The organism is Arthrobacter rhizophilus (assembly GCF_026241105.1).
GTDB lineage: Bacteria > Actinomycetota > Actinomycetes > Actinomycetales > Micrococcaceae > Arthrobacter.
Genome location: NZ_JAPFFT010000018.1, coordinates 16,673 through 35,747, shown reverse-complemented (window position 1 = coordinate 35,747; position 19,075 = coordinate 16,673). Strand labels below are relative to the sequence as shown.

Sequence of the window (19,075 nt, the reverse complement as noted above, 5' to 3'; positions counted from 1 at the left end):
ACACGGAGGCTAGGATCAGCACATGATCCTGGCCTCCTTGCTTTTTGCCCTCATTGCCGGTTTGCTGCACGTCTACATCTTCAGCATGGAGTCCATCACTTGGACTCGCCCAGCCACGTGGAAGCGTTTCAGCGTCTCGTCCCAAGCCGACGCCGAAACCACCAAGCCCCTCGCGTACAACCAGGGCTTCTACAACCTTTTCCTCGCCATTGGCGCGCTCGCCGGGATCGCGGTGGTCGCGCTCGGTCACCCGCAGGTGGGTTGGACCCTCGTCTTCAGCTCGTGCGGCTCCATGCTGCTGGCGGCAATCGTGCTTGCCTTGAGCGGCAAAAAGTACCTCCGCGCCGCGGTTCTTCAGGGCACGACGCCGCTACTCGCCGTCGTGCTCGGCATTCTGGCCGTTGCGCTCGGCTAAGCGGAACGCTCGCTCACGTATGTGCCCTCCAGGCCCGTCGCTCGCTCACTTATATGCCTTTGGGGTGACCCTCGCTCACGTCTTGTGCGCGAGCGTTGACGGTATTTGCCCTAAAAGTGATGGAGGGTCGGTGGATTGGGGTCGAAATCTGCACGAGCGTTTGATGAAGTACGACGGCGGTTGGCGGGCTAACCCGGACCCGTGTCCGGCCGTCGTCGACATTGCCTGTGGAGTCTGGCTACGAGGGTTTGCCCGTCAGGACCCGGAATCCTAGCTCGGCATTGAAGCCGTGGATCTCCCGCGTATCCAGTGCCGACATGAAGGCCAGGATCTCCTCCGTGATGACCTGCCCGGGAACCAAGACGGGGAATCCGGGCGGGTAGGGGGTGACGAAAGACGCGGACACCATTTCTTCGCCCACGGCGACCTTGCGTGCGAGTTCGGCCGCACTGAAGTACTCGCAGGAACCGGCTTTGTAGCTCTCGAAGTAAGCTGCGCGCATGTTGCCATCGGGAGTTTGTGCGTCTTTGCGGAATCGCTCGGCGAAGCGACTGAAATCCGGCAGGGGTGGGGGCGTGCCGGTCAGCGCGGCAACGCGGGCATTGCGGGCCCGCTTGCCCAAGCCACTCAGCCCGGATTGCTCGTCTTCGAAGGTTTCGGCCAGCTTGACCAGAACCTCGACGAGGTAGGCGACGGCACTCCGCGAGGTTCCGATGTTGGTCATGAACAGCACGCTGTTCCGTGACGTCTTATTGACCTGGATCCCGTACTTGTCCATCAGGTAGTCGTGCTTGAAAGTGTCCCCGTCCACGCCGGTGAGGCCGATGTGCAGGGTCAAACGGCTCGGATCGACGACGAACTCGTCCCGCTCCCAAGCCTCCGACATCGCGGCCAGTCCGTCCCGCAGGGGCATTTGCCGGCTGGTTTCGCGGTATTGCGCCGGAATGAGGTCCCTGGTGCCGAGCACGCGGAAGTACTTCTTCAGCAGGGGATGCCTGGCCACGGCCTGGGCGATGCTGACGGCGAGGTCGGCCTGCCGTTGCACCAGTTCGTAGCCTTCGAACTCGACCTGCCGCCGTCCCATATCAAGGGAGGCAAGGATTTGGTAGTTGGGCGAGGTGGAGGTGTGGGTCATGTACGCCTCCCGGAAGCTCTCCTCGTTCAACTGGCCGAAATCCTGGTCATGGATATGGATCATGGACCCTTGGCGGAGCGAAGTCAGGGTCTTGTGGGTCGACTGGGTCGAGTAGACCCTCAGGCGGGCCTTCGCCGGATCGGGCAACAGCCTCGTCTTGAGTAGCAGTTCATCGCTCACGGGCCCGACGCCGGAACCCGGGCCGCCGTCGTCGGGCTCGCCGGCCGCTTGGCCACCGCCGGCCGCCGCGCCTGCCGCGTCCAGCGCGCGCAACTGTTCGGCATGGCGCCGGGCGTAGGCCGGATCCGAGAACTTTGCCTCAAGCGACCGTGCCGAGGCCATGGCAGTGCGACGGCGGTAGATGTGGTGGAAGCCCGCGAACGCGAACCACGCCTCGTCCCACAGGAATACCAAGTCCGGTTTGATGGCCAGGCACTCTTCCATGACCCGTTCGACGTCGTAGACGATGCCGTCGAAGGTGCAGTTGGTGAGGGCGAGCATCTTGACCTCGTGAAGCCTGCCAGACCGGCGGTAGTCCAAGAGCATCCGTTTGATGCTCTCCAAGGGAACTGCTCCATAGAACGAGAAATCGTTCAACGGGTAGGCGTCCAAATAGGAGACCTGCGCGCCAGCCAGCATGAGGGCATAGTGGTGCGATTTGTGGCAGTTCCGGTCCACCAGGACTACATCTCCGGGCGCAAGAATCGATTGGTGCACGATCTTGTTGGCTGTTGAGGTTCCGTTGGTGACAAACAGCGATTTTTGGGCACCGAATGCCCGGGCCGCCAGCTTCTGGGCCTGTTTGAGGGACCCATGCGGATCCAAGAGCGAATCGAGCCCGCCGGACGTGGCCGAAGTTTCTGCCAGAAGCAGATTGAGGCCATAGAACTCGCCCAGATCGTTGATCCACTTTGAATGGATAACTGATCCTCCCCGGGACACCGGCAGCGCATGGAAAACACCGGCGGGTTTCCGGCTGTATTGCTGGACCGCGTGGAAGAACGGCGCCTCATATCGTTCAGCGACGCCCGCCAGCAAGGACAAATGGAGCTCCAGCCCGTCCTGGCGGCGGAATATCCGGCGGAATCGGCGGGTCAAGGAACCCGCGAGTCCCTCGATCCCCACTCCAGCTACCAAGTAGAGGTCAACTTCGGGGCGGAGTTGACCCAGTTTCTCCGCCAGGCTCAGGATGCGGTCCAAGGGGCGCTCGGGGAGCGAACCGCCCAAGAACCCGTCCAGGAAACCGCGCATGTCCCGGCCCAGGCGTTGCGTGCTGTTGAGGACAAATCCGGGCCGCAGGACACACGCTTGGATGTCGGGGTTGAGGAGGACGGCCACTATGGCGTCCTCGAAACTAGGGACGAACACCAGCTCGTAGTTGAAGGCGTCGGCGGGGCGCCGCTGGTTGAGAAGTTCTGCTTGGAGGGCTTCACGGTCCACATCGGAGACGTCGTCGATCACCAGGACTTCGAACCGCTTCCGCCCATCGGCGGGTTCTTCAATCCTGTCCGCCTCGCGTTCACCGTCCGCGGACGGTTCCGGGGCGTGCTGGTTATGGCCCGCAACGCGCCGCGCGACCGGTTCTATGAGGCCCAGTGCCTCGGGGTATTCCCCGGTTTCCAAGGTTCGCCGCAGTTCCGTGACATACTGCGGGCCCGGAGACGCCCAATACATTTCGAGCGATTCCAGCAACGGCAGCAACTTTCGAACCTCGCGTGGCAGTTCCCGCGGCTCCAGCGCAAAGCGGGCGCCCGCCGCTGGCTTCGCGCTAGGGGCAGCCAGCTGCTTGACGGCGTAGCCAAGGAACTCCCAAGCATCCGCCCGCACCCGCCAGGCACTGCTGGGGACTTCGCCGCCGGCCTCTGAATCGTCGGAGGCATGTGGTTTTGCTGTCGGTTCAGGGCCGAGGCCGATCGCCGTGCCATGGGCAACGGAGGAGGCTGAGGGGAGGGGAAATGGGGCTGATTGCACTGTCGCTAAATTGGCGCGTGCCACGATGACTCCTTTGTCATGGATTGATAGCACTCTCTACTAAACGCCGGGATCCGCCGCACCGCAGGGCAATTGTCGGGGTTGCCGTCTGGGTTTCCAGATGCAGGCGAACCGCGGGATGCTCCCGGAACCGGACCCTCGCTCACCTTTGGGGCCAAAACCCGCAACCCTCCTGCGGATCATCATCTGCAGGAGGGTTGCGGCTTTTCCGGTCATAGGTGAGCGAGCGTTGGGGAGTTTTGGGTCATAGGTGAGCGAGCGTGTGGGCGCGCCCCCCACAAAGTCGGCGCGCCCAGCGAGCCGAGTTGCTACGCCTCACGCCACAGCGGCAACGGGACGACGCTGCGGCTGCGTCCGGACTCGTCCAACACGTGGCCGAGGCGTTTGTAGTTGCGCACCACGGCTTGACGGGAGATCACGGCACTCCCTGGTGCCCGCTCCGCGAGTTCCCGCTCATGGCCCTGGACCTCCAGGTAGTCGCGGACCCACAGCGTGACCAACAGGTTCTGGGCACCCAATACTTGGGCGCTGAGCCTGCAATTCGGCAGGGGTGCGAAGTAGCGCCCGACGCCGTCCAGGAAGTGTGCGGGCACGTTGAGGATCAGGCTCACTTCCCTCAGCCCTTGTTGGGCCGATGCGGACGTGTCGCACCTCAGCGTCATGTAGCCGGACGCGAGGAACCGCTCCACCCGCCGTCGTGCCGTCTGAGGGGAAATGCCGCAGGCCGCTCCCAGTTCCGCCCAGCTCGCCCGCCCGTCCTGGGCGAGCTCCTCCAGCAAGGACGCATCAAGCCTGTCCGGAGCATAGGCGGCCGGTGCGGTCAGAGGCTCTGCCGACATGAGCCGGGCCCGCGCCGGCTCCAGGGTTCCGCTGCGCCAGTCGGAGGCCTGCCGGTACAGCTTGGTGACGAAAACGACCTCGCGGTGGGTGACGCCGGGCAGTCCCGCGAAGGAACCGGTGACGATATCCATGAGTTCCTCGTGGCTCGAGGCGAAACAGTCCACGAAGAGATCGTGGGAGCCGGACACGAGGGACACGGTGCCGAATGCCGGCTCCTCGCACAGCTTTTGGACCAGGGCTTCGTTTTCGCTCGGAAGCGAAGAAAGGCTGATGAACGCCGACCAGCCTGCACTCAAATAGCGCGCCCCCGGGGCCGGGGTGATCCACGCTAGTCCCTGCTCGGCGAGGGCGTTCCAGCGGCGTGCGACGGTAGGCCCGGACAGGCCGAGGACCCCCCCAACGCGGCTCCAATCGGCACGGGGATTGATCTGCAGCGCATTGACGATTTCGAGGTCAGTCTCGGAGATCATGGCTGATTCCTTCAAATTTCAAGATTCTTAGATGATTTTAAACAAATTCCTAGCCAGTGTAAACGGCGGGCCTAATGTTGTGACTCGAATCACCCCACTCGCATCCAAAGACCGGGCAAAGAAGCCCTCCCAACACCCAAGGAAGCACATGGCAAGCAGGACAGCACCTCCAGCGACGGCGGCCATCGCTCGCCGGACCATCACTGGAATGATCGTGGCGATGGCCCTGATCGAATCACTTAGCGGAGTCACCCAGGGTTACCTGAACCCGATCCTCCCCGCCTTAGGACCGACCTTCTCGATCGACGACCCCACCATCAACGGCATTTTCCTCATCTCAAACGTGAGTTTCGCGGTGCTCACGCCGATCATCTCGCGGCTCGGCGACAGCTACGGCTACAGGCTCGTACTCCGCTGGTCGACGGCGGTAGTCGCTGCCGGCGTCGTCATGATGGCTTTGTGGCCGTCGCTGTGGACGGTGACAATCGGCGTCGTCATGCTCACGTGCGTGGTTGGATTCATTCCGCTCATGATGGGCATCCTGCGGGTGAGCAGCCCCGCGCAGACCCGCACCGGCGTCAGCGTGATGATCGGCATGCTCATGATCATGGTGGGCGCCGGCGGGCTGCTTGCCGGGATCATCGGCGTCGACGATCCCACCCTCGGTTTCTGGGTAGCGGTGCCTTTTGCGGTTGTGGCCCTGGTTTGTTCCTTCGTCCTGCCCGACGCCGGTACCCCCACCCGCGAGGGACTCGCCCTAGTGCCGCTCTTGGCATGTTCCCTCGGGCTGATCGGCTTTGTTGTGGCCCTTTCGATGGGTCCGGACTGGGGTTGGTTGGACCCCAAGACGCTCGGCTCCGGAATCCTCGGCCTCGCATTGTTGGCCTACTGGGTGGTCCTGGACGCTCGCAACATCAACGGGAAGCGTTTTATGGACCTTCGCATGCTTGCGATCCCGCGCATTCGGACGGTCTCGCTCGCCACGTTCTTCTTCGGGTTTGCCTCGATCAGCTACTTCGGCACCAACGGCATCTTCCTGTATTCGAACCCGGACAAGACAGGCTACGGCTTCGCGCTGAGCCCCCTCATGATCGCGATCGTCCTAGCGGTGGCATCGGTACTCTCGCTGCTTTCCTCGCTCCTGACCTCAAGGGCACTCAGCCTGTTCGGCGAACGGGCCACCCTGGTATTCGCTGGCCTCCTGTTGGCGGGCGGCTTCCTGGTCATGGCAGTTGCGCACGGCTCCCTGGCCGGGTACTGCGCGGGATTTGCCATGTTCAACCTGAGCCTGGGCATGTACCAGGCAGGGACCCGGGCACTGTCTGTGGAGGGCGTTCCGCTCGAGGAAACCTCGACGGCGGCCGGCCTCAACGAGCTGGCGCTGTCCGTCGGAATCGCCGTGGGTGCCGCCGTCGTGAAGCTTATCTCTTCGTCCTCAGTCCAGTCCGGGCACATCAGCGAGGGCGGGCTGCTGTCCATCTGGATTACGCTAGCCGTCGCTGCCCTGATCGCTGCGGCAGCAGCCGCCCGCTACCCGAAGCGCCAAGCAGCGGGGGTGGGCGCGTGAAGGCCGCCTCCCTGGAAACCGCAACGCCCCCCACGGTCCCTTCGACCGCCGTCGAACGCGGCGTCTCTGCCGTGCTGGAAAGGTGGGCGCCGGAAATCCTTGGCCTGAGCCACGCGATCCACGCAGATCCAGAGCTTAGCGGCCAGGAATTCCGGGCCGCCAAGCGTGTTAGCCGGCTGCTCCGGAGCGCGGGATTCAGCTTTGACAGCCCGCAACCGCTTCTCCCGGCTTCGTTCAGCGCACGATTCGGGACCGGGGAACTGGTGGTCGCGCTGTGTGTTGAATACGACGCCTTGCCGAACATCGGGCATGCGTGCGGACACAACGTGAATGCCGCCTGCGCTGTGGGGGCGGCACTTGCACTCGCTTCCGTAGCCGACGAGCTCCGGATCACCGTCAAGGTGCTCGGTACTCCTGCGGAGGAAACAAGCGGGGGTAAGGTCGACCTCATTGGCGAAGGGTTCTTCGACGACGTATCCCTGGCAATGATGGCCCACGCCGGCGGGGAGGACGTCATCGGAGGCTCATCCTTGGCCATGTGTATGTGGGATGTGCTTTACGAGGGCCGTCCGGCACACGCCGCAGCTGCTCCATCCGAGGGGGTCAATGCCCTCGACGCGCTGGTGATTGCGCAGACGGCCATTGCCTTGGCGCGGCAGCAGCTTCCGCCCGGCTCCGTAGTTTCGCTGATCGTGACGGAAGGCGGGAGTGCCGTCAACGTCATACCGGAGCGGGCCCAGGCAAGCGTGGAAATGCGTTCGCCCAGCATCAAGAATCTGCGCGTCATCGAGGAACGCGTGCGGCGATGCCTGGAGGCGGGAGCACTTGCCAGCGGGAGCACGCTCAAGGTTACCTCCACGGGCAATGCATACGCTGAACTCAGGCAGGACCGGTTCCTTTCCGAGGCCTACCGGGACGCGATGTCGACCAGGGGGAGGGCTGTTGCGTTCAACGAAGAACCAGTGGCTTCCACGGACATGGGCAACGTCTCGCAACTGGTTCCAAGCATCCACCCGCTGCTCGGCTACGACGTGGGCGGCGCCGCCCACCACACCGCCGAGTTTGCTGCCCACGGCTCTTCAGCTTCCGCGGACCAGGCAGTCCTGGACGGCGCATTCGGCTTGGCCCTGGCCGCCAGTGCGGCTGCCAGCGATTCGCGGCAACGGGAACGGCTGCTGACCGTGCGTCGCTAAACGCCGAGATCGTGGGTGCGGCTCCACAGCCGCGTTCCGGAACGCAGCCCACGGCCCGCACCCACGAATTCACACTGTCCGTCCGCTATGGTTCCCGCCGTCGAGCGGGCGGACAATGGACTCAGCAGATCGCAAGGGAGCGCAATGGGATTCTTGAGGCAACAGAGGGCATCCGCGGACCGGGCTACGCTCGGCCGTTCACGTGATCCTGTGATCGACCTCGCCCGATTCTTCTGCCTCGTCCTGGTGGTGCTCGCGCACTGCATGATGGTCAGTCCGGTCCTGCACCCGGACGGCACCGTCACCACCGAAAATACGCTCATGGAACAGCGTTGGTTCGAACCCGTGCTGTGGGTGCTGCAGGTGATGCCGTTGTTCTTCGTCGTCGGAGGCATCACCGGGCTGGGATCATGGCGTCGGCTCCATGCGCGCGGAGGCACCGGCGTCGAGTACGCGCAACTGCGGCTCTTGCGCCTCATCCGTCCGGCAACTGCGCTGCTGGCCTCGATGTTCGTGGGGCTGTGGGCAGCGCTGCTCCTTGGTGTCGACCCGCAGGTGGTCCAGCTCATCGCCACCGGCGCGGGCATGCCCCTGTGGTTCCTGGCCGCTTACCTTGCTACTCAACTCAGTGTTCCCTTGCTGGCCCGCCTGCACGGACATTCCCCCTGGTTGACCCTCAGCGGACTGGTGGCCGCGGTGATCACCCTCGACTCCCTGCGCGGCGCTTTTCCGATGCTCGCCTTCGTCAACATGCTCTTTGTCTGGTGCGCGGTCCAGCAATTCGGCTTCTTCATTGCCGACGGCATCTTCGCTGGACGCAGCCGGGGCTGGTTCGTGGGGTTGATTGTCGGCAGCAACCTGCTGCTAGGCTTCCTGACCGGAATTGGGGTCTACTCCGGGAACATGATCGTGGACCTGAATCCGCCCAACTTCTGCATGCTGCTCCTCGGCCTGTCGCAGGCCGCCACCCTGCAGGTACTGCGCCCGGGCCTGGAATGGGTGGCGCGGGTGCGTTGGATCCGCTGGGTGGTGGCTGTGGCGGGCCGGCGGTCCATGACCGTTTATTTGTGGCATTTGCCTCTGCTTGCAGCTTTATCCGGACTGCTTCTGCTCACGGATTTGCCCAAGCCGGCGGCCGGTACCGCCGAATGGTGGTGGGCTCGCCCTGTGGTGCTGCTCGCCGTCGTCGTACTTTTGTTACCGGTCCTGTTGCTGTGCGGCAGGCTCGAAGAGCGCCCGACGGCGGCCGTCCACGCGCGCGGCAGGGCGCACGCCGCGGTGGTGACTGCCGGCGTCGTGGTCTTCATCCCGGTGGTGGACGCAGTCCTTAACGGACTGACGCTGACGCTTCTCGGTGGGGGCGCGGCGTGTTTCGCGCTCGCGGTCCTGCTGCTGGGACGGGTGCCGGCCGGAGTCCTTCCCCCGGCGGTTCCCGATGCCCCCACGGTGCCATTGCCAGAGCACGGTTTACGTGCCAATCTCGACTCATGACTGAGTTCACGGATTCAACCGCAGAGTCGTTCAGCCCGGACGTCACAACGGTCAGGAACGACAAATTCCACCGCTACGAGCTTCTGGTTGACGGTGAAGTGGCCGTGATCTCCCAGTTCATGGACAAGCCTGGCCACATCGACTTCCTGCACACCGAGACCCGCCCGCAGTTCAAGGGCCGCGGACTGGCCAAGGTCTTGGCGCACTTTGCCCTGGACGATGTAGTGGCCTCCGGCAAGCGGATCATTCCGCATTGCCCGTTCATCGCCGCCTATCTGCGCAATCATGAGGGCTACGAGCTCGACGTCGATTGGCCGCCGGAACCGCCGGTGGGGGAGCCGGACAACGAATAGTCAGGGCACAGCCGGGACCGGCGTAGGTTCAAGTCACATGCAAACTGCTGTCACACTGGATTGCTATGGAGCAGGATTCTGACTTTGGGTCGCGTGGCTCGCGCCCGTCCTGGGATGCAGAGACCCACGGCGACCCCGAAATTATGGCGATGGTGCGTGGGGGTGACGCGTCCGCGTTCGATGTCCTCTACCGGCGACACGCGGCAGCTGCCCAGTATGTTGCCCGCACCCAAACGGACAATGTCAGTGACGCCGACGACGTCGTTTCCGAGGCATTCGCCTCGATTTTCCAAGCCCTCACCGAAGGCAAGGGCCCGGACCAATTCTTCCGTTCCTATCTCCTGACCGCCGTGCGGCGAATTGCCCACGACCGGAACCGGAAGGCCAGGCGAACACTGGCCGTGGGGGACGAGTCCAGCTTGGACACCATTGCCGTTGACGCGGACGGGGTCCTTGAGGCCTTTGAGTCCAGCACCATGGCGAAGGCCTTCACCTCTCTTCCGGAGCGCTGGCAGGCCGTGCTCTGGCACGTAGACATCGAAGGACTGAAGCCTGCCGCAGCCGCGCCGTTCATCGGATTGAGCCCGAACGGAGTCTCGTCGCTTGCGATCCGGGCCCGTGAGGGACTTCGGCAGGCCTATTTGCAGAATCACATCAGCCTGGCCAGTGACGACTCATGCTTCGAGTATTCAAGCCAGCTCGGAAAGTATGCCCGCGACGGCTTGAAACGTACGTCGCGCGAAAAGGTCGAGGCCCATTTGGAGACCTGTCCGAAGTGCACGGCCGTGCTGGTGGAACTCAACGACGTCCAGGCAGGCATGCGGGCAGCTGTCTTCCCGCTGGTGGCCGGGGTGGTCTTCACGCCGGCGGTGGCTGGCGGTTTCCTTCCCCCGGAGGCGCTGACCCCCGGAGTCGGCGATCCGACGGCAGCCGGAAAGCGGCCGGGGAGTGTCATCTGGAAGATGGCAGTCGCCGCGCTGGTCTTGGCCGGCCTCGCGATCGCGGGGGTCTTCCTAAGGCTCGGACAGACTGCGCCTATCGTCGCAGCCGATGCTGCGAGCAGCGCGACGGCGGCCATTAGGTCGGTGCCGGAAGTCGCGCCGACACTGTCGGCACCCTTGCCAAGCCCGGTCCCGACGTCGGACCCGCCCGCCATAGCGGCGCCCGAGCCTCCCGCGCCCGCGCCCGTTGCCGCGCCCGCGCCCGCGCCCGCGCCCGTTGCCGCGCCGATCCCTCAGAGGACCGCACCCGCGGCAGTGCCCGTGACGCAGAAGACAGCCAAGGCGATCAGCTCCGCAGCGGTTGTCACACCCCCCGTTCCACAACACTCCCCAACGGTCATCGCAACTCCGATTCCGCAACCTTCCACCACGGCGCCGCCCCAGCAAACCGTCTCGGCTTCCTTCGGCAGTCAGCCAGGCACAGGGCAGCCCGAGCGTCAGATCGACGTGGCCTTCTCGCTGCAGGGCGATGGCACGCCGAGCACGGGCGAAACGCTCTTCAGCCTTTCACCCGAGGCAGCATTCGTCCCCGGGAAACTCCTGGCGCCAGCCGGCTGGACTTGCCCGGACCAGTCGTCTGGCTATATCCGCTGCACGACGTCATCCATCGACCCCCACAGCCTCGACTTCACGCTGGACGCCATGATCTCCAGCGGCGCCGATCACGCCACCCTGAGCTATCAATTCAGCGGACAGCGCATCGCACCGACGACATTCACCAACACTTTCCACTAGACACGCCGGACACCGCGCCTGATGCCTGTGACTCCTATGAGTCGAAGTCGGCATGGCGGCCCGGATTCCCTGACGGTAGTGCCGGTCCCGCACGTGAGGCCTTCCCGGGTGCACAATCAAATCATGGGAGGATCAATGTACGGGCCAGCGTCCCTGATGCAGGTCGGGCCGCACGTCGTGCAATAGTTTTGGCCGTGTCGGAGGAGTTCGGCTTGTACGCGGCGCGTTCATCGTCTCCGGGAGTACGTCCGCTCTCCGTCTCCGCCCCGCGGCCGAACCGCCACGGTACCGTGGTCGTCACGAATTTCGAAGTGATCGGTGACAGAGCGGACCGGCGAGGCACCGGAGTGCCTGGTGACGTTGAAGCCGGCAGTATCGGGCCGGCAAGGGTCTGCCCGGTTGGCGGCGTTCCTGGCGGCAGAACTGTCTCCGTTCGGTCGTTGGCAACTCATGACGGAGGACGAAGCTCAGCTCGCCGCCGCCCTCGATCGGGCAAGCTCAGAACCGGTTGTGATCCGAATCGACGGCGCTGCCGTTCAAGGCTGGGCGCTGCGGGCCGCCGGAGTGTCCGGGGTGGTTGCCATGTCCGGGAACCTTGTGGTGATGTGGCTGGGAGCAGGCGAAGCCAAGCCGCCGGCAGCGATTTTCACCGAAGACCTCGGTTCACACCTTCGTGAACTCCACAAACCGAAGTCCTAAGTCAACGTCGCCCCTGGCCAATACAGCGGACCGCGCATCATCACGAAGACCTTGGCCAACGCCTTTCACCAGGAACATTTGGGGTCAATCTGGCCTCTCGAAAATTAGTTTCACTTTTCGCGTCACGAATCGCGAACAACACCCACTTATTTAAGTGGGTGGCCGTTCGCTGGCCGTTCGCTGGCCGTTATCGAAAAATTGAGTCCGTTTTGTGTGGGACGCGCGGGAATCATCAGGTCCGCCGCCACCACGACTTCTTGCGACAGCCCGCCGGAAAGATGGCAGTAAAACGCACATTCACCCCGCCCGACGGGACTAGTCTGGGCGCATGACAACTCGTGCCAACGAACTCACAGCCTTGGTCACCGGTGCCACCGCCGGGCTTGGGGCGGAATTCGCCCGCCAACTGGCCGAATCCGGCCACCACCTCGTCCTCGTAGCCCGCGACGAAGGCCGACTGCGGGCTACCGCGGAGGTGCTTGAACGGGACTTCAGTATCTCGGTGGAGGTATTGCCCGCCGACCTGACCTCCGACGTCGGGGTTGCGGCTGTGGCGGACCGGTTGCGGGATGCTTCGCGGCCGGTGGACGTGCTGGTCAACAATGCCGGCATTGGTCTCCTGAAGTCCTTCGAGAAGAACGATCTGGAAGACGAAAAACGGCATTTGCGTTTGCATGTCCAGACGCCTCTGGAGCTGTGCCACGCGGCCCTTGAAGTCATGCTGGCCCGCCGGGCCGGCCGGATCATCAACGTCGCCAGCGTTGCTGCCTTCGCGAACCGCGGCAGTTACTCGGCGGCTAAGGCCTGGCAGGTCAGCTTCAGCCGCTGGGCCAACCTTGCCTATGCAGGCAACGGGGTGAAGGTCACGGCGGTGTGCCCGGGCTTCACCCACACGGAATTCCACGATCGCATGGGCATGGACAAATCGGTAGCTCCGCGCTTTCTTTGGCTGAGGGCAGAGCGCGTTGTCCGGGAAGGGCTGGAAGACAACGAGCGGGGTAAGGGGATATCCATCCCGACGAAGCGCTACAAGGTGATCACCGCCGTCGCGCGCGTCCTGCCGGCGAAGCTTACGGCAGGTCCGCCCCGCCGCCCCGCGAAGTAAGCCGGGGCGCCTGGACCAGCACCGCCACAGCAATCCCGATCACGGCGCCGACGAAAGTCTCCACCCCGCGTTCCAAGACCAGCACCCCAGGATCTGCGGGGGCCGCCAGTTGGGTCATGAGCAGGATGACCGGTGTGAAGAACACCATGGCCCAGCCGTAGTGCCGTGCCATGAACAACTCGGTGGGGAACTGGAAGCCGATCACCATCAGGGCCAGGATGAGCGCGGTTTGTCCCGGGAAATACTGCAGCGGGGACAGCGGTCCGGGAAAGAGCACGACGGCGACAATCGCCAATCCGAGGAACGTCCCCACGATGCGGTGGATGCCGCGGTGTAGCCGGCTGGGCATGTCGGCCCCGGCAAGCGGCACAGCGGCGGCAGCCATGGCCCAGTGCGGGTGGCCGCTGCCCGTGAGAACTCCGCAGGCGCCAGCCACGCCGACGGCGAGCACATACCGGGCCGCGTGGACCCCGGCTGCTTGACGCAGCTGCATGCTAAATGCCGGAATGTCCCGGGTGGCGCCGCGTTCCCAGGTCCGGTGCAAGAGCCATCCGGCAAAGCCAACCACCATGGAGAACGCCGCCGAAGCTGCGCAGATCAGGACCGCAGCAAAGAAGGGGATTGTCGCCGGAACGGAAGCGCATGCGCCTAGCGCCAGGATTCCGAAGAAGGGGCCGTTGGGCTTGAGCCGTACCTTGTCCGAGAACAGCGAACCTACGCCTGCCAGGAGCGCCTCCACAGCTACCAATCCCCATGAATGGATATGGGAGACGGACAAGAAGGTGCCCACGGAGACGCCGGCCAAGAGCACGGCGGCGGCTTGCGCTTGGTGCTTGAGCCGCAGTTGGTGCGACTCGGCACGGCCGTACATGCCGGTCAGGGCGCCGAACACGGCGTAGATGATGAGGTCGGGCCGGCCAAGAGCCAGGAGCGCGAGTGCGGGCACTGCGACGCTCAGCGCGACCCGGACCGCAGCCAGGTGATCGTTGCTTGCCGGCGGAACGGTATGAAGGGCGCGGGCATGGGCCATGATTGATCGCAACGGGACACCACCAATCATTTCTGCCGACCATCGGAAGTTATCAGCACCTCAAGATCCGCGCCATTAGCTGGGTCACAACATTGCTGAGTGTTTCGAAGGAAGATTGCTGATCGGCGCTGAAACAGGTTCGAAAACAGTGGCAGGATCGAAGCATGACCGTGTCGTTCACCTGCCACACCCACGTCCAACGCGAGCCCGGCGAGCTATTTGACCTCGCGCGGAACGTCGAAGCGCACGTCGGTTCCATGGCCAAGTCCCGGGAACGTGCCGTGGCCGGCGTGGTGTCCGGACTGCTGTCCGAAGGGGACGAAGTCACCTGGCAGGCTTGGCATTTCGCCGTACCCTTGCGGATGAGCAGCCGCATCACCCAGTTTCACTTCCCCGAATCCTTCACCGATGAGCAAGTGCGCGGTCCCTTCCGCTTCTTCCGGCACGTCCATGAGTTCATTCCCGACGACGGCGGGACGCTCATGATCGATCGCGTCGAGTTCGCGGCGCCCTTCGGCGTCGTGGGCCGGCTTGCGGAGAAAGCGGTTCTTGGCAGATATCTGCGGAACCTCATTGAACAGCGCAATCGATACCTCGCCAGCAACGCGGCCGCCGCATGATCAGGGCGGCCCGCGTGGACGAGTTGGAACGGTTGCGCGGGATCGAATTCGCTGCGGGCGAGATCTTCCGGTCTTGCGGAATGGACGCAATCGCTGATGACGAGCCGTTGACCGTCACTGAGTTGGCACTCTTCCAAACGCGCGGCGGTGCGTTGGTGTTTGCCGACGCATCGGACGTCCCGGTGGCCTATCTCCTGCTTGAGTACCTGGATGGCAACGCGCATGTGGAGCAACTGAGTGTCCATCCTTCGCATGCGCGGCGAGGCCTCGGGAGTGAGTTGCTTGATGCCGCCGAAAAGTGGGCACACGCCGAGGGGTTGGCGTGGCTGACCCTGACCACCTTCCGTGATGTTGCGTGGAATGCGCCCTACTATCGCCGGCTTGGTTTCGAGGAGCTGGATCCGGACATGCTCGACAACGGGCTGCGCGGCATCGTGGAGTGCGAGGGCTTGGTGGGCTTGAGCCGGTGGCCGAGGATCGCCATGCGACGGCGGGTCAGGTCAATTCTCAGCCACGAAGAATCTGTCAGTCTGTGTTGACAGACTCATGGTGTCAGTTCAAACTGACACCATGAATGGTGATGAGCTGACTTCCCACATCCCGGCGACAGACCCGGCAATTGGCCTTCGCGCCGTCGGTGCCTTGCATCGTCTGGCCGAAAAGGTGGAGGCCACTAACGTGGCTCTCTCTAGGGAGCAGGGCTGGTCGTGGGAGCAGATTGGCGATGCCTTGGGCGTCTCCCGGCAGTCGGTCCACGCCAAATACGGAAAGTGAGTTTGCCATGTTTGAACGATTTGCGGGCGAAGCGAGAACCGCTGTCCATGCTGGTGCCGAGGAAGCCAAACGCCGTGGGGACCGCAGAATCGGCACGGACCATTTGCTGCTGGGATTGCTCCACGACCCCGAAAGCTGCCGGACTCTGGAGACCGACCTGGAGTCTGCCCGCGCCCAGCTCGATGCCCTCGACCAGGAGGCCCTGGAATCCGTTGGCATCACGCTGGGGGACTTCGGTCCGCTAAATGCGCCGAAGGGAAGCAGCCGGACCACGTTCACCTCGGCCGCCCGCTCGGTCATTCAGGACTCCTTGATACTGACCACCCGGGAGAAAGCCCGCAGAATCACCACGCGGCACCTGCTGCTCGCGCTGCTGGAGCGGCAGCAACCCGACCCGGCCGCGGTCCTGCTCAACAAGTTGGGCGTGGATACGGCTGCCTTGAAAGTCCGGCTCCAGAACCCGGAGTCATAGCGGCCCTCCGGCCCCCTAGCCAGCAACCAGTTCAACCTCGTAGCCGTCGGTGTTCACCAGATAGGCGGCATAATGGTCGGGGCCGCCCGCGTGGGGATATTTGCTCTCGAACATCTCGTACCAGCCGGAATCGGCACCGAGTTCCCGGAGCCGGTCCACGTTCTCCCGGGTACCTGCATGGAACGCGAGGTGGTTGAGCCCGGGCTCCGTCCTGCGGTGCGTGCTGCCGGTGAGCGCCGCGGACTGTTCGATCACGATGTACGTGGCTCCGAGTTTCCAACTGCAGCCATCGGGCCAGTCCTGGAATTGTTCGTAGCCCATCTCCGCCAGCAGCCAGCCCCACTCCTCCTGAGCCCGGTCGATTTGCGGTACCCAAATCTCTACGTGGTGCAACGAACCCACTGGAACTTCAGCCATGCGCAGAGTCTACGTTTGCTTGGAGTCAGCCGGAATGGCGGGCAACTCCACCACGAACGCCGCGCCGCCCTCCGGTGCTGTCCGCACGCTGATGCGCCCACCAAGCCGCTGCACGATCCTTGCGGCAATGGACAATCCCAACCCGCTGCCTACGGGCCGTTCGCCGCTGTATCTGGCAAAGAGCGCACCGCGTTCAAACGCGACGGCGGCATCCGCCTCCGTGAGCCCCGGTCCGCCGTCGCGCACTTCCACGGTGAGCGCGCCGCCGGCGGGGTATGCGGCGAGCACAACGGGAGAGCCCCCGGGAGTCACCCGCAGGGCGTTTTCCAGCAGCCCGTCCACCACTTGGCGCAACCGCTGGCCATCGCTACGGACCAGCAAAGGCCCTGAGGGCAGTTCGAGCCGTCCGGTGATCCCGTTTTGGAGGAACACAGCCTGCCAAGCCTGCCAGCTCTCGCGCAGGATCAAGGATGCGTCCACGGGTTGCAGTTCCACGCGGAAATCGTCGGATTCAAGCCGTGCCAATTCCAGGAGATCGCGGACGAATCGGTCCAGCCGATTGGTTTCGGCAACTAGGGTCCGCCCGACGCCGCTTACGTCGTCTCCGCTGACCACACCATCCGCCAGGGCCTCGGCGTAGCCTCGAAGGGCCGTGAGGGGCGTCCGGATTTCGTGCGAAATTGAGAGCAGGAATTCGCGTTGGCGCCCCTCGCTGGTCCGGAGCGCTCCGTCGAGGGCGGCCAAGGCCCGCGAAACCTCCATCACTTCGGCCGGTCCGCCGGGGGCCACAGGCACGGAACGTTCACCGGCTGCGAGCCGATGGGCCGATTGGGCCGTACGCACCAACGGCCGGCTGAGCCACTGCGCCAGCAGGCCGCCCGCGACAATGGAGAACACGAGGCAGGCCGCGAGGGCGAGCAGCATGCGGCTCAGCAGGGGAGCGGCGGCCGCACGGATTTCGGACACGGGCTGCGCCAGCACTACGCCACCGCCGGCCGCCAAGGGCCGGGCCTCCAGGACCACAGTGTTCTGCGGACCGTCGACGGTCCTGGATACCGGCTTTCCGGCCAGAACATCCGATACAGTCTTCGCATCCACCAGCCTGGCTCCGCCGCCCGTCACGCGGCCATCGGAACCGATTTGCGCGAGCCTCGCGCCATGGGTAAGCAGATCTGCGCGAAGGTCCTGCAGGCTTCCGAGGCTCGTTTGTTTGCTGAGCGAATCGGCCTCGACCGCGAGATACTTCTTGGCTTCGTCCACGGCTGTGGCGTTCACCAGCTGGGCGGCCAGAAGGCCAGCGAGAACGACGGCGACGGTCGCGACGGCGGCGATCACCGCCGTCGTGCGCCCGGCCAGTGTGCCGAACCAGCGCCTCACCGGGCGCCCCCGGCGATCGCTGAGTACCCGACGCCGCGGCTCGTCGCGATGGGTGAGTGCTCGCCGAGCTTGGCGCGGAGCTGCGCGATGTGCACGTCCACGGTCCGTCCAGCGGCATAACTGGCCTGCCCCCACACGGCAGAAAGCAGCTGCTCACGGGAAAACACGCGGCCGGGCCGGGCCATGAGATAGGCGAGGAGATCGAACTCCGTAGCCGTCAGGGTGAGTTCCGTGGTGCCCGCGCGAGCGGTCCGGTTCAACGGATCCAGTTCGATGTTGCCCAGCACCAGCGGTTTGGGCCGAAGGGTGCCTTCCGTCCGACGGAGGACCGCCTTGACCCGGGCCACGAGTTCGGAGGGTGAGAACGGCTTGGTGAGATAGTCGTCGGCGCCCAATTCCAGGCCAAGGACGCGGTCCACTTCCTCGTCTCGGGCGGTCACGAACAGGATGGGTGTCCAGTCCTCGGCCTGCCGCAGCTGCCGGCAGAGTTCGACCCCGTCCATACCGGGCAGCCCGACGTCGAGGATCACCGCGACCGGCTTGAGACGCCTGATCTGTGCCAGCGCAGAAATCCCATCGCGCTCCACGTGAACGCCGAAACCCGCGCGACTCAGGTACAGGCGCTGGATATCGGCGATTGCCTGTTCATCCTCGGCAATCAGCACCAATCCTCGGCTGTCCTCCATGGGTCCATTCAACAGCACGCGCGGACTCCCCGGAGTGTCCTTGGCCGCTGACGGCGACGTTTTACATTCCTCGAACATTGGCCGAACAATCAGTTCATGCCGTCGGATAAGAGTGTTGTGAAGAGCGCTGGTGGATGGGCCGCCGGCCGGAACAAAGGACACTGACCATGGACAACAACGCATTCTCCAGCACCCCAACTCAGCGGCGCAAGGGCAGCAAGGCCCGGACCGCCGTCGTCGGCGTTCTTGCCGCTGGCCTATTGCTGGGTGGTGGGGTGCTTGCCGCAAACGCGGCCACCTCCACTAACGCACCAAGCACGACGGCGGCAGCCACCTCCCAGCCCAAGGCGACGGCTGCGGCGGCAGCCAAGACGGCCTTGGCGCGGCACCCTTTGGCGGCCGCCCTGCGGTTCTTTGTGAACGGTGACAGCAGCAAGCCCAACTACGGCCAACGCGCCGCGAAGATCGCCACCTTTATCCTGGACAAGCGTCCGAAGCTCGCCGCAAAGCTTCCGGCTGCATTGCAGGCGGACCTGAAGGCGCTGAAGGACGCCGCGGCCGGCGATCGGGTCGCTAAAGCCACCCACATCAAGGACACCGCACTGAGCGGCGACTACGGTGCGAAGATCCAGGCGGAGGCAAAGCGGATACAGGAGCAGAAGGTTGACCGCAAGGCCTAGTGGGGCGTGTCCTTATTACCGCC

19 protein-coding genes are annotated in these 19,075 nt (G+C 64.3%); 13 read left to right on the top strand and 6 right to left on the bottom strand.

Going from position 1 to position 19,075, the window contains the following annotated elements:
• The first annotated feature begins 22 nt into the window (after window positions 1-22).
• Window positions 23-415 (top strand): DUF1304 domain-containing protein, encoded by a 393-nt coding sequence (locus OOZ51_RS15160; RefSeq protein ID WP_265980620.1) that lies wholly within the window; start codon window positions 23-25, stop codon window positions 413-415.
• Window positions 416-653: 238 nt separating this feature from the next.
• On the opposite strand, the gene OOZ51_RS15155 is transcribed toward OOZ51_RS15160, so the two are convergent.
• Window positions 654-3,545, bottom strand: a complete 2,892-nt coding sequence (locus tag OOZ51_RS15155; protein ID WP_416346389.1) for an aminotransferase class I/II-fold pyridoxal phosphate-dependent enzyme — start codon at window positions 3,543-3,545, stop codon at window positions 654-656.
• A gap of 305 nt (window positions 3,546-3,850) precedes the next feature.
• Window positions 3,851-4,852 carry an Lrp/AsnC family transcriptional regulator gene (locus OOZ51_RS15150; RefSeq protein ID WP_265980619.1) on the bottom strand — a complete coding sequence of 334 codons (1,002 nt, stop codon included), beginning with the start codon at window positions 4,850-4,852 and terminating at the stop codon, window positions 3,851-3,853.
• Window positions 4,853-5,000: 148 nt separating this feature from the next.
• On the opposite strand from OOZ51_RS15150, the gene OOZ51_RS15145 reads away from it, so the two are divergent.
• From OOZ51_RS15145 to OOZ51_RS15115, 7 genes are all read left to right on the top strand, one after another.
• Window positions 5,001-6,419: an MFS transporter gene (locus OOZ51_RS15145; protein WP_265980618.1), complete on the top strand. Its 1,419-nt coding sequence runs from the start codon at window positions 5,001-5,003 to the stop codon at window positions 6,417-6,419.
• Window positions 6,416-7,612 (top strand): amidohydrolase, encoded by a 1,197-nt coding sequence (locus OOZ51_RS15140; protein ID WP_265980617.1) that lies wholly within the window; start codon window positions 6,416-6,418, stop codon window positions 7,610-7,612. The genes OOZ51_RS15145 and OOZ51_RS15140 overlap by 4 nt, the downstream gene beginning before the upstream one ends.
• A gap of 144 nt (window positions 7,613-7,756) precedes the next feature.
• Window positions 7,757-9,103, top strand: coding sequence for an acyltransferase family protein (locus OOZ51_RS15135; RefSeq protein WP_265980616.1), 1,347 nt, complete (start codon window positions 7,757-7,759; stop codon window positions 9,101-9,103).
• A complete protein-coding gene (locus OOZ51_RS15130) occupies window positions 9,100-9,456 on the top strand; it encodes a GNAT family N-acetyltransferase (RefSeq protein ID WP_265980615.1) in 357 nt (118 codons plus the stop codon). The genes OOZ51_RS15135 and OOZ51_RS15130 overlap by 4 nt, the downstream gene beginning before the upstream one ends.
• Before the next feature lie 65 nt (window positions 9,457-9,521).
• Entirely contained in the window at window positions 9,522-11,192 is a 1,671-nt protein-coding gene (locus OOZ51_RS15125; protein ID WP_265980614.1) for a sigma-70 family RNA polymerase sigma factor, read from the top strand.
• A gap of 318 nt (window positions 11,193-11,510) precedes the next feature.
• Window positions 11,511-11,891 (top strand): hypothetical protein, encoded by a 381-nt coding sequence (locus OOZ51_RS15120; RefSeq protein WP_265980613.1) that lies wholly within the window; start codon window positions 11,511-11,513, stop codon window positions 11,889-11,891.
• Between the two features lie 328 nt (window positions 11,892-12,219).
• Entirely contained in the window at window positions 12,220-12,996 is a 777-nt protein-coding gene (locus OOZ51_RS15115) for an SDR family NAD(P)-dependent oxidoreductase (protein ID WP_265980612.1), read from the top strand.
• On the opposite strand, the gene OOZ51_RS15110 is transcribed toward OOZ51_RS15115, so the two are convergent.
• Window positions 12,962-14,026 carry an FUSC family protein gene (locus tag OOZ51_RS15110; protein ID WP_265980611.1) on the bottom strand — a complete coding sequence of 355 codons (1,065 nt, stop codon included), beginning with the start codon at window positions 14,024-14,026 and terminating at the stop codon, window positions 12,962-12,964. The two genes, OOZ51_RS15115 and OOZ51_RS15110, sit on opposite strands and share 35 nt — an antisense overlap.
• A gap of 164 nt (window positions 14,027-14,190) precedes the next feature.
• Here OOZ51_RS15110 and OOZ51_RS15105 point away from each other — a divergent pair, with 164 nt between their 5' ends.
• The 4 genes from OOZ51_RS15105 to OOZ51_RS15090 are packed head-to-tail and all read left to right on the top strand — an operon-like array spanning window position 14,191 to window position 15,892.
• Window positions 14,191-14,646 (top strand): SRPBCC family protein, encoded by a 456-nt coding sequence (locus OOZ51_RS15105; protein ID WP_265980610.1) that lies wholly within the window; start codon window positions 14,191-14,193, stop codon window positions 14,644-14,646.
• A complete protein-coding gene (locus tag OOZ51_RS15100; RefSeq protein ID WP_265980609.1) occupies window positions 14,643-15,185 on the top strand; it encodes a GNAT family N-acetyltransferase in 543 nt (180 codons plus the stop codon). Before OOZ51_RS15105 ends, OOZ51_RS15100 begins: the two co-directional genes overlap by 4 nt.
• Before the next feature lie 31 nt (window positions 15,186-15,216).
• Window positions 15,217-15,420: an RNA polymerase sigma factor sigma-70 region 4 domain-containing protein gene (locus OOZ51_RS15095; protein WP_265980608.1), complete on the top strand. Its 204-nt coding sequence runs from the start codon at window positions 15,217-15,219 to the stop codon at window positions 15,418-15,420.
• A gap of 7 nt (window positions 15,421-15,427) precedes the next feature.
• Window positions 15,428-15,892: a Clp protease N-terminal domain-containing protein gene (locus OOZ51_RS15090; RefSeq protein ID WP_265980607.1), complete on the top strand. Its 465-nt coding sequence runs from the start codon at window positions 15,428-15,430 to the stop codon at window positions 15,890-15,892.
• A 15-nt stretch (window positions 15,893-15,907) separates the two neighbouring features.
• Here OOZ51_RS15090 and OOZ51_RS15085 read toward each other — a convergent pair whose 3' ends face one another.
• From OOZ51_RS15085 to OOZ51_RS15075, 3 genes are read right to left on the bottom strand one after another with little or no spacing between them, the layout of a single operon-like run.
• Complete coding sequence (locus tag OOZ51_RS15085; protein WP_265980606.1) at window positions 15,908-16,309, bottom strand: VOC family protein; 402 nt, start codon at window positions 16,307-16,309, stop codon at window positions 15,908-15,910.
• A gap of 9 nt (window positions 16,310-16,318) precedes the next feature.
• Window positions 16,319-17,686 carry a sensor histidine kinase gene (locus OOZ51_RS15080; RefSeq protein ID WP_265980605.1) on the bottom strand — a complete coding sequence of 456 codons (1,368 nt, stop codon included), beginning with the start codon at window positions 17,684-17,686 and terminating at the stop codon, window positions 16,319-16,321.
• On the bottom strand, window positions 17,683-18,372 hold the full coding sequence (locus OOZ51_RS15075) for a response regulator transcription factor (RefSeq protein ID WP_265980604.1): 690 nt from the start codon (window positions 18,370-18,372) through the stop codon (window positions 17,683-17,685). The genes OOZ51_RS15080 and OOZ51_RS15075 overlap by 4 nt, the downstream gene beginning before the upstream one ends.
• 167 nt (window positions 18,373-18,539) lie before the next feature.
• Between OOZ51_RS15075 and OOZ51_RS15070 the strand changes: the two genes are divergently transcribed.
• Window positions 18,540-19,052 (top strand): hypothetical protein, encoded by a 513-nt coding sequence (locus OOZ51_RS15070; protein WP_265980603.1) that lies wholly within the window; start codon window positions 18,540-18,542, stop codon window positions 19,050-19,052.
• Window positions 19,053-19,075: the final 23 nt, after the last annotated feature.

Excerpts from the sequence above, each read along its gene's own strand:
- OOZ51_RS15115 (WP_265980612.1), top strand. The coding sequence starts at position 12,220 with ATGACAACTCGTGCCAACGAACTCACAGCCTTGGTCACCGGTGCCACC.
- OOZ51_RS15160 (WP_265980620.1), top strand. The coding sequence starts at position 23 with ATGATCCTGGCCTCCTTGCTTTTTGCCCTCATTGCCGGTTTGCTGCAC.
- OOZ51_RS15130 (WP_265980615.1), top strand. The coding sequence starts at position 9,100 with ATGACTGAGTTCACGGATTCAACCGCAGAGTCGTTCAGCCCGGACGTC.
- OOZ51_RS15145 (WP_265980618.1), top strand. The coding sequence starts at position 5,001 with ATGGCAAGCAGGACAGCACCTCCAGCGACGGCGGCCATCGCTCGCCGG.
- OOZ51_RS15070 (WP_265980603.1), top strand. The coding sequence starts at position 18,540 with ATGGACAACAACGCATTCTCCAGCACCCCAACTCAGCGGCGCAAGGGC.
- OOZ51_RS15150 (WP_265980619.1), bottom strand. The coding sequence starts at position 4,852 with ATGATCTCCGAGACTGACCTCGAAATCGTCAATGCGCTGCAGATCAAT.
- OOZ51_RS15125 (WP_265980614.1), top strand. The coding sequence starts at position 9,522 with ATGGAGCAGGATTCTGACTTTGGGTCGCGTGGCTCGCGCCCGTCCTGG.
- OOZ51_RS15110 (WP_265980611.1), bottom strand. The coding sequence starts at position 14,026 with ATGGCCCATGCCCGCGCCCTTCATACCGTTCCGCCGGCAAGCAACGAT.
- OOZ51_RS15085 (WP_265980606.1), bottom strand. The coding sequence starts at position 16,309 with ATGGCTGAAGTTCCAGTGGGTTCGTTGCACCACGTAGAGATTTGGGTA.
- OOZ51_RS15100 (WP_265980609.1), top strand. The coding sequence starts at position 14,643 with ATGATCAGGGCGGCCCGCGTGGACGAGTTGGAACGGTTGCGCGGGATC.
- OOZ51_RS15105 (WP_265980610.1), top strand. The coding sequence starts at position 14,191 with ATGACCGTGTCGTTCACCTGCCACACCCACGTCCAACGCGAGCCCGGC.
- OOZ51_RS15095 (WP_265980608.1), top strand. The coding sequence starts at position 15,217 with ATGAATGGTGATGAGCTGACTTCCCACATCCCGGCGACAGACCCGGCA.
- OOZ51_RS15090 (WP_265980607.1), top strand. The coding sequence starts at position 15,428 with ATGTTTGAACGATTTGCGGGCGAAGCGAGAACCGCTGTCCATGCTGGT.
- OOZ51_RS15135 (WP_265980616.1), top strand. The coding sequence starts at position 7,757 with ATGGGATTCTTGAGGCAACAGAGGGCATCCGCGGACCGGGCTACGCTC.
- OOZ51_RS15075 (WP_265980604.1), bottom strand. The coding sequence starts at position 18,372 with ATGGAGGACAGCCGAGGATTGGTGCTGATTGCCGAGGATGAACAGGCA.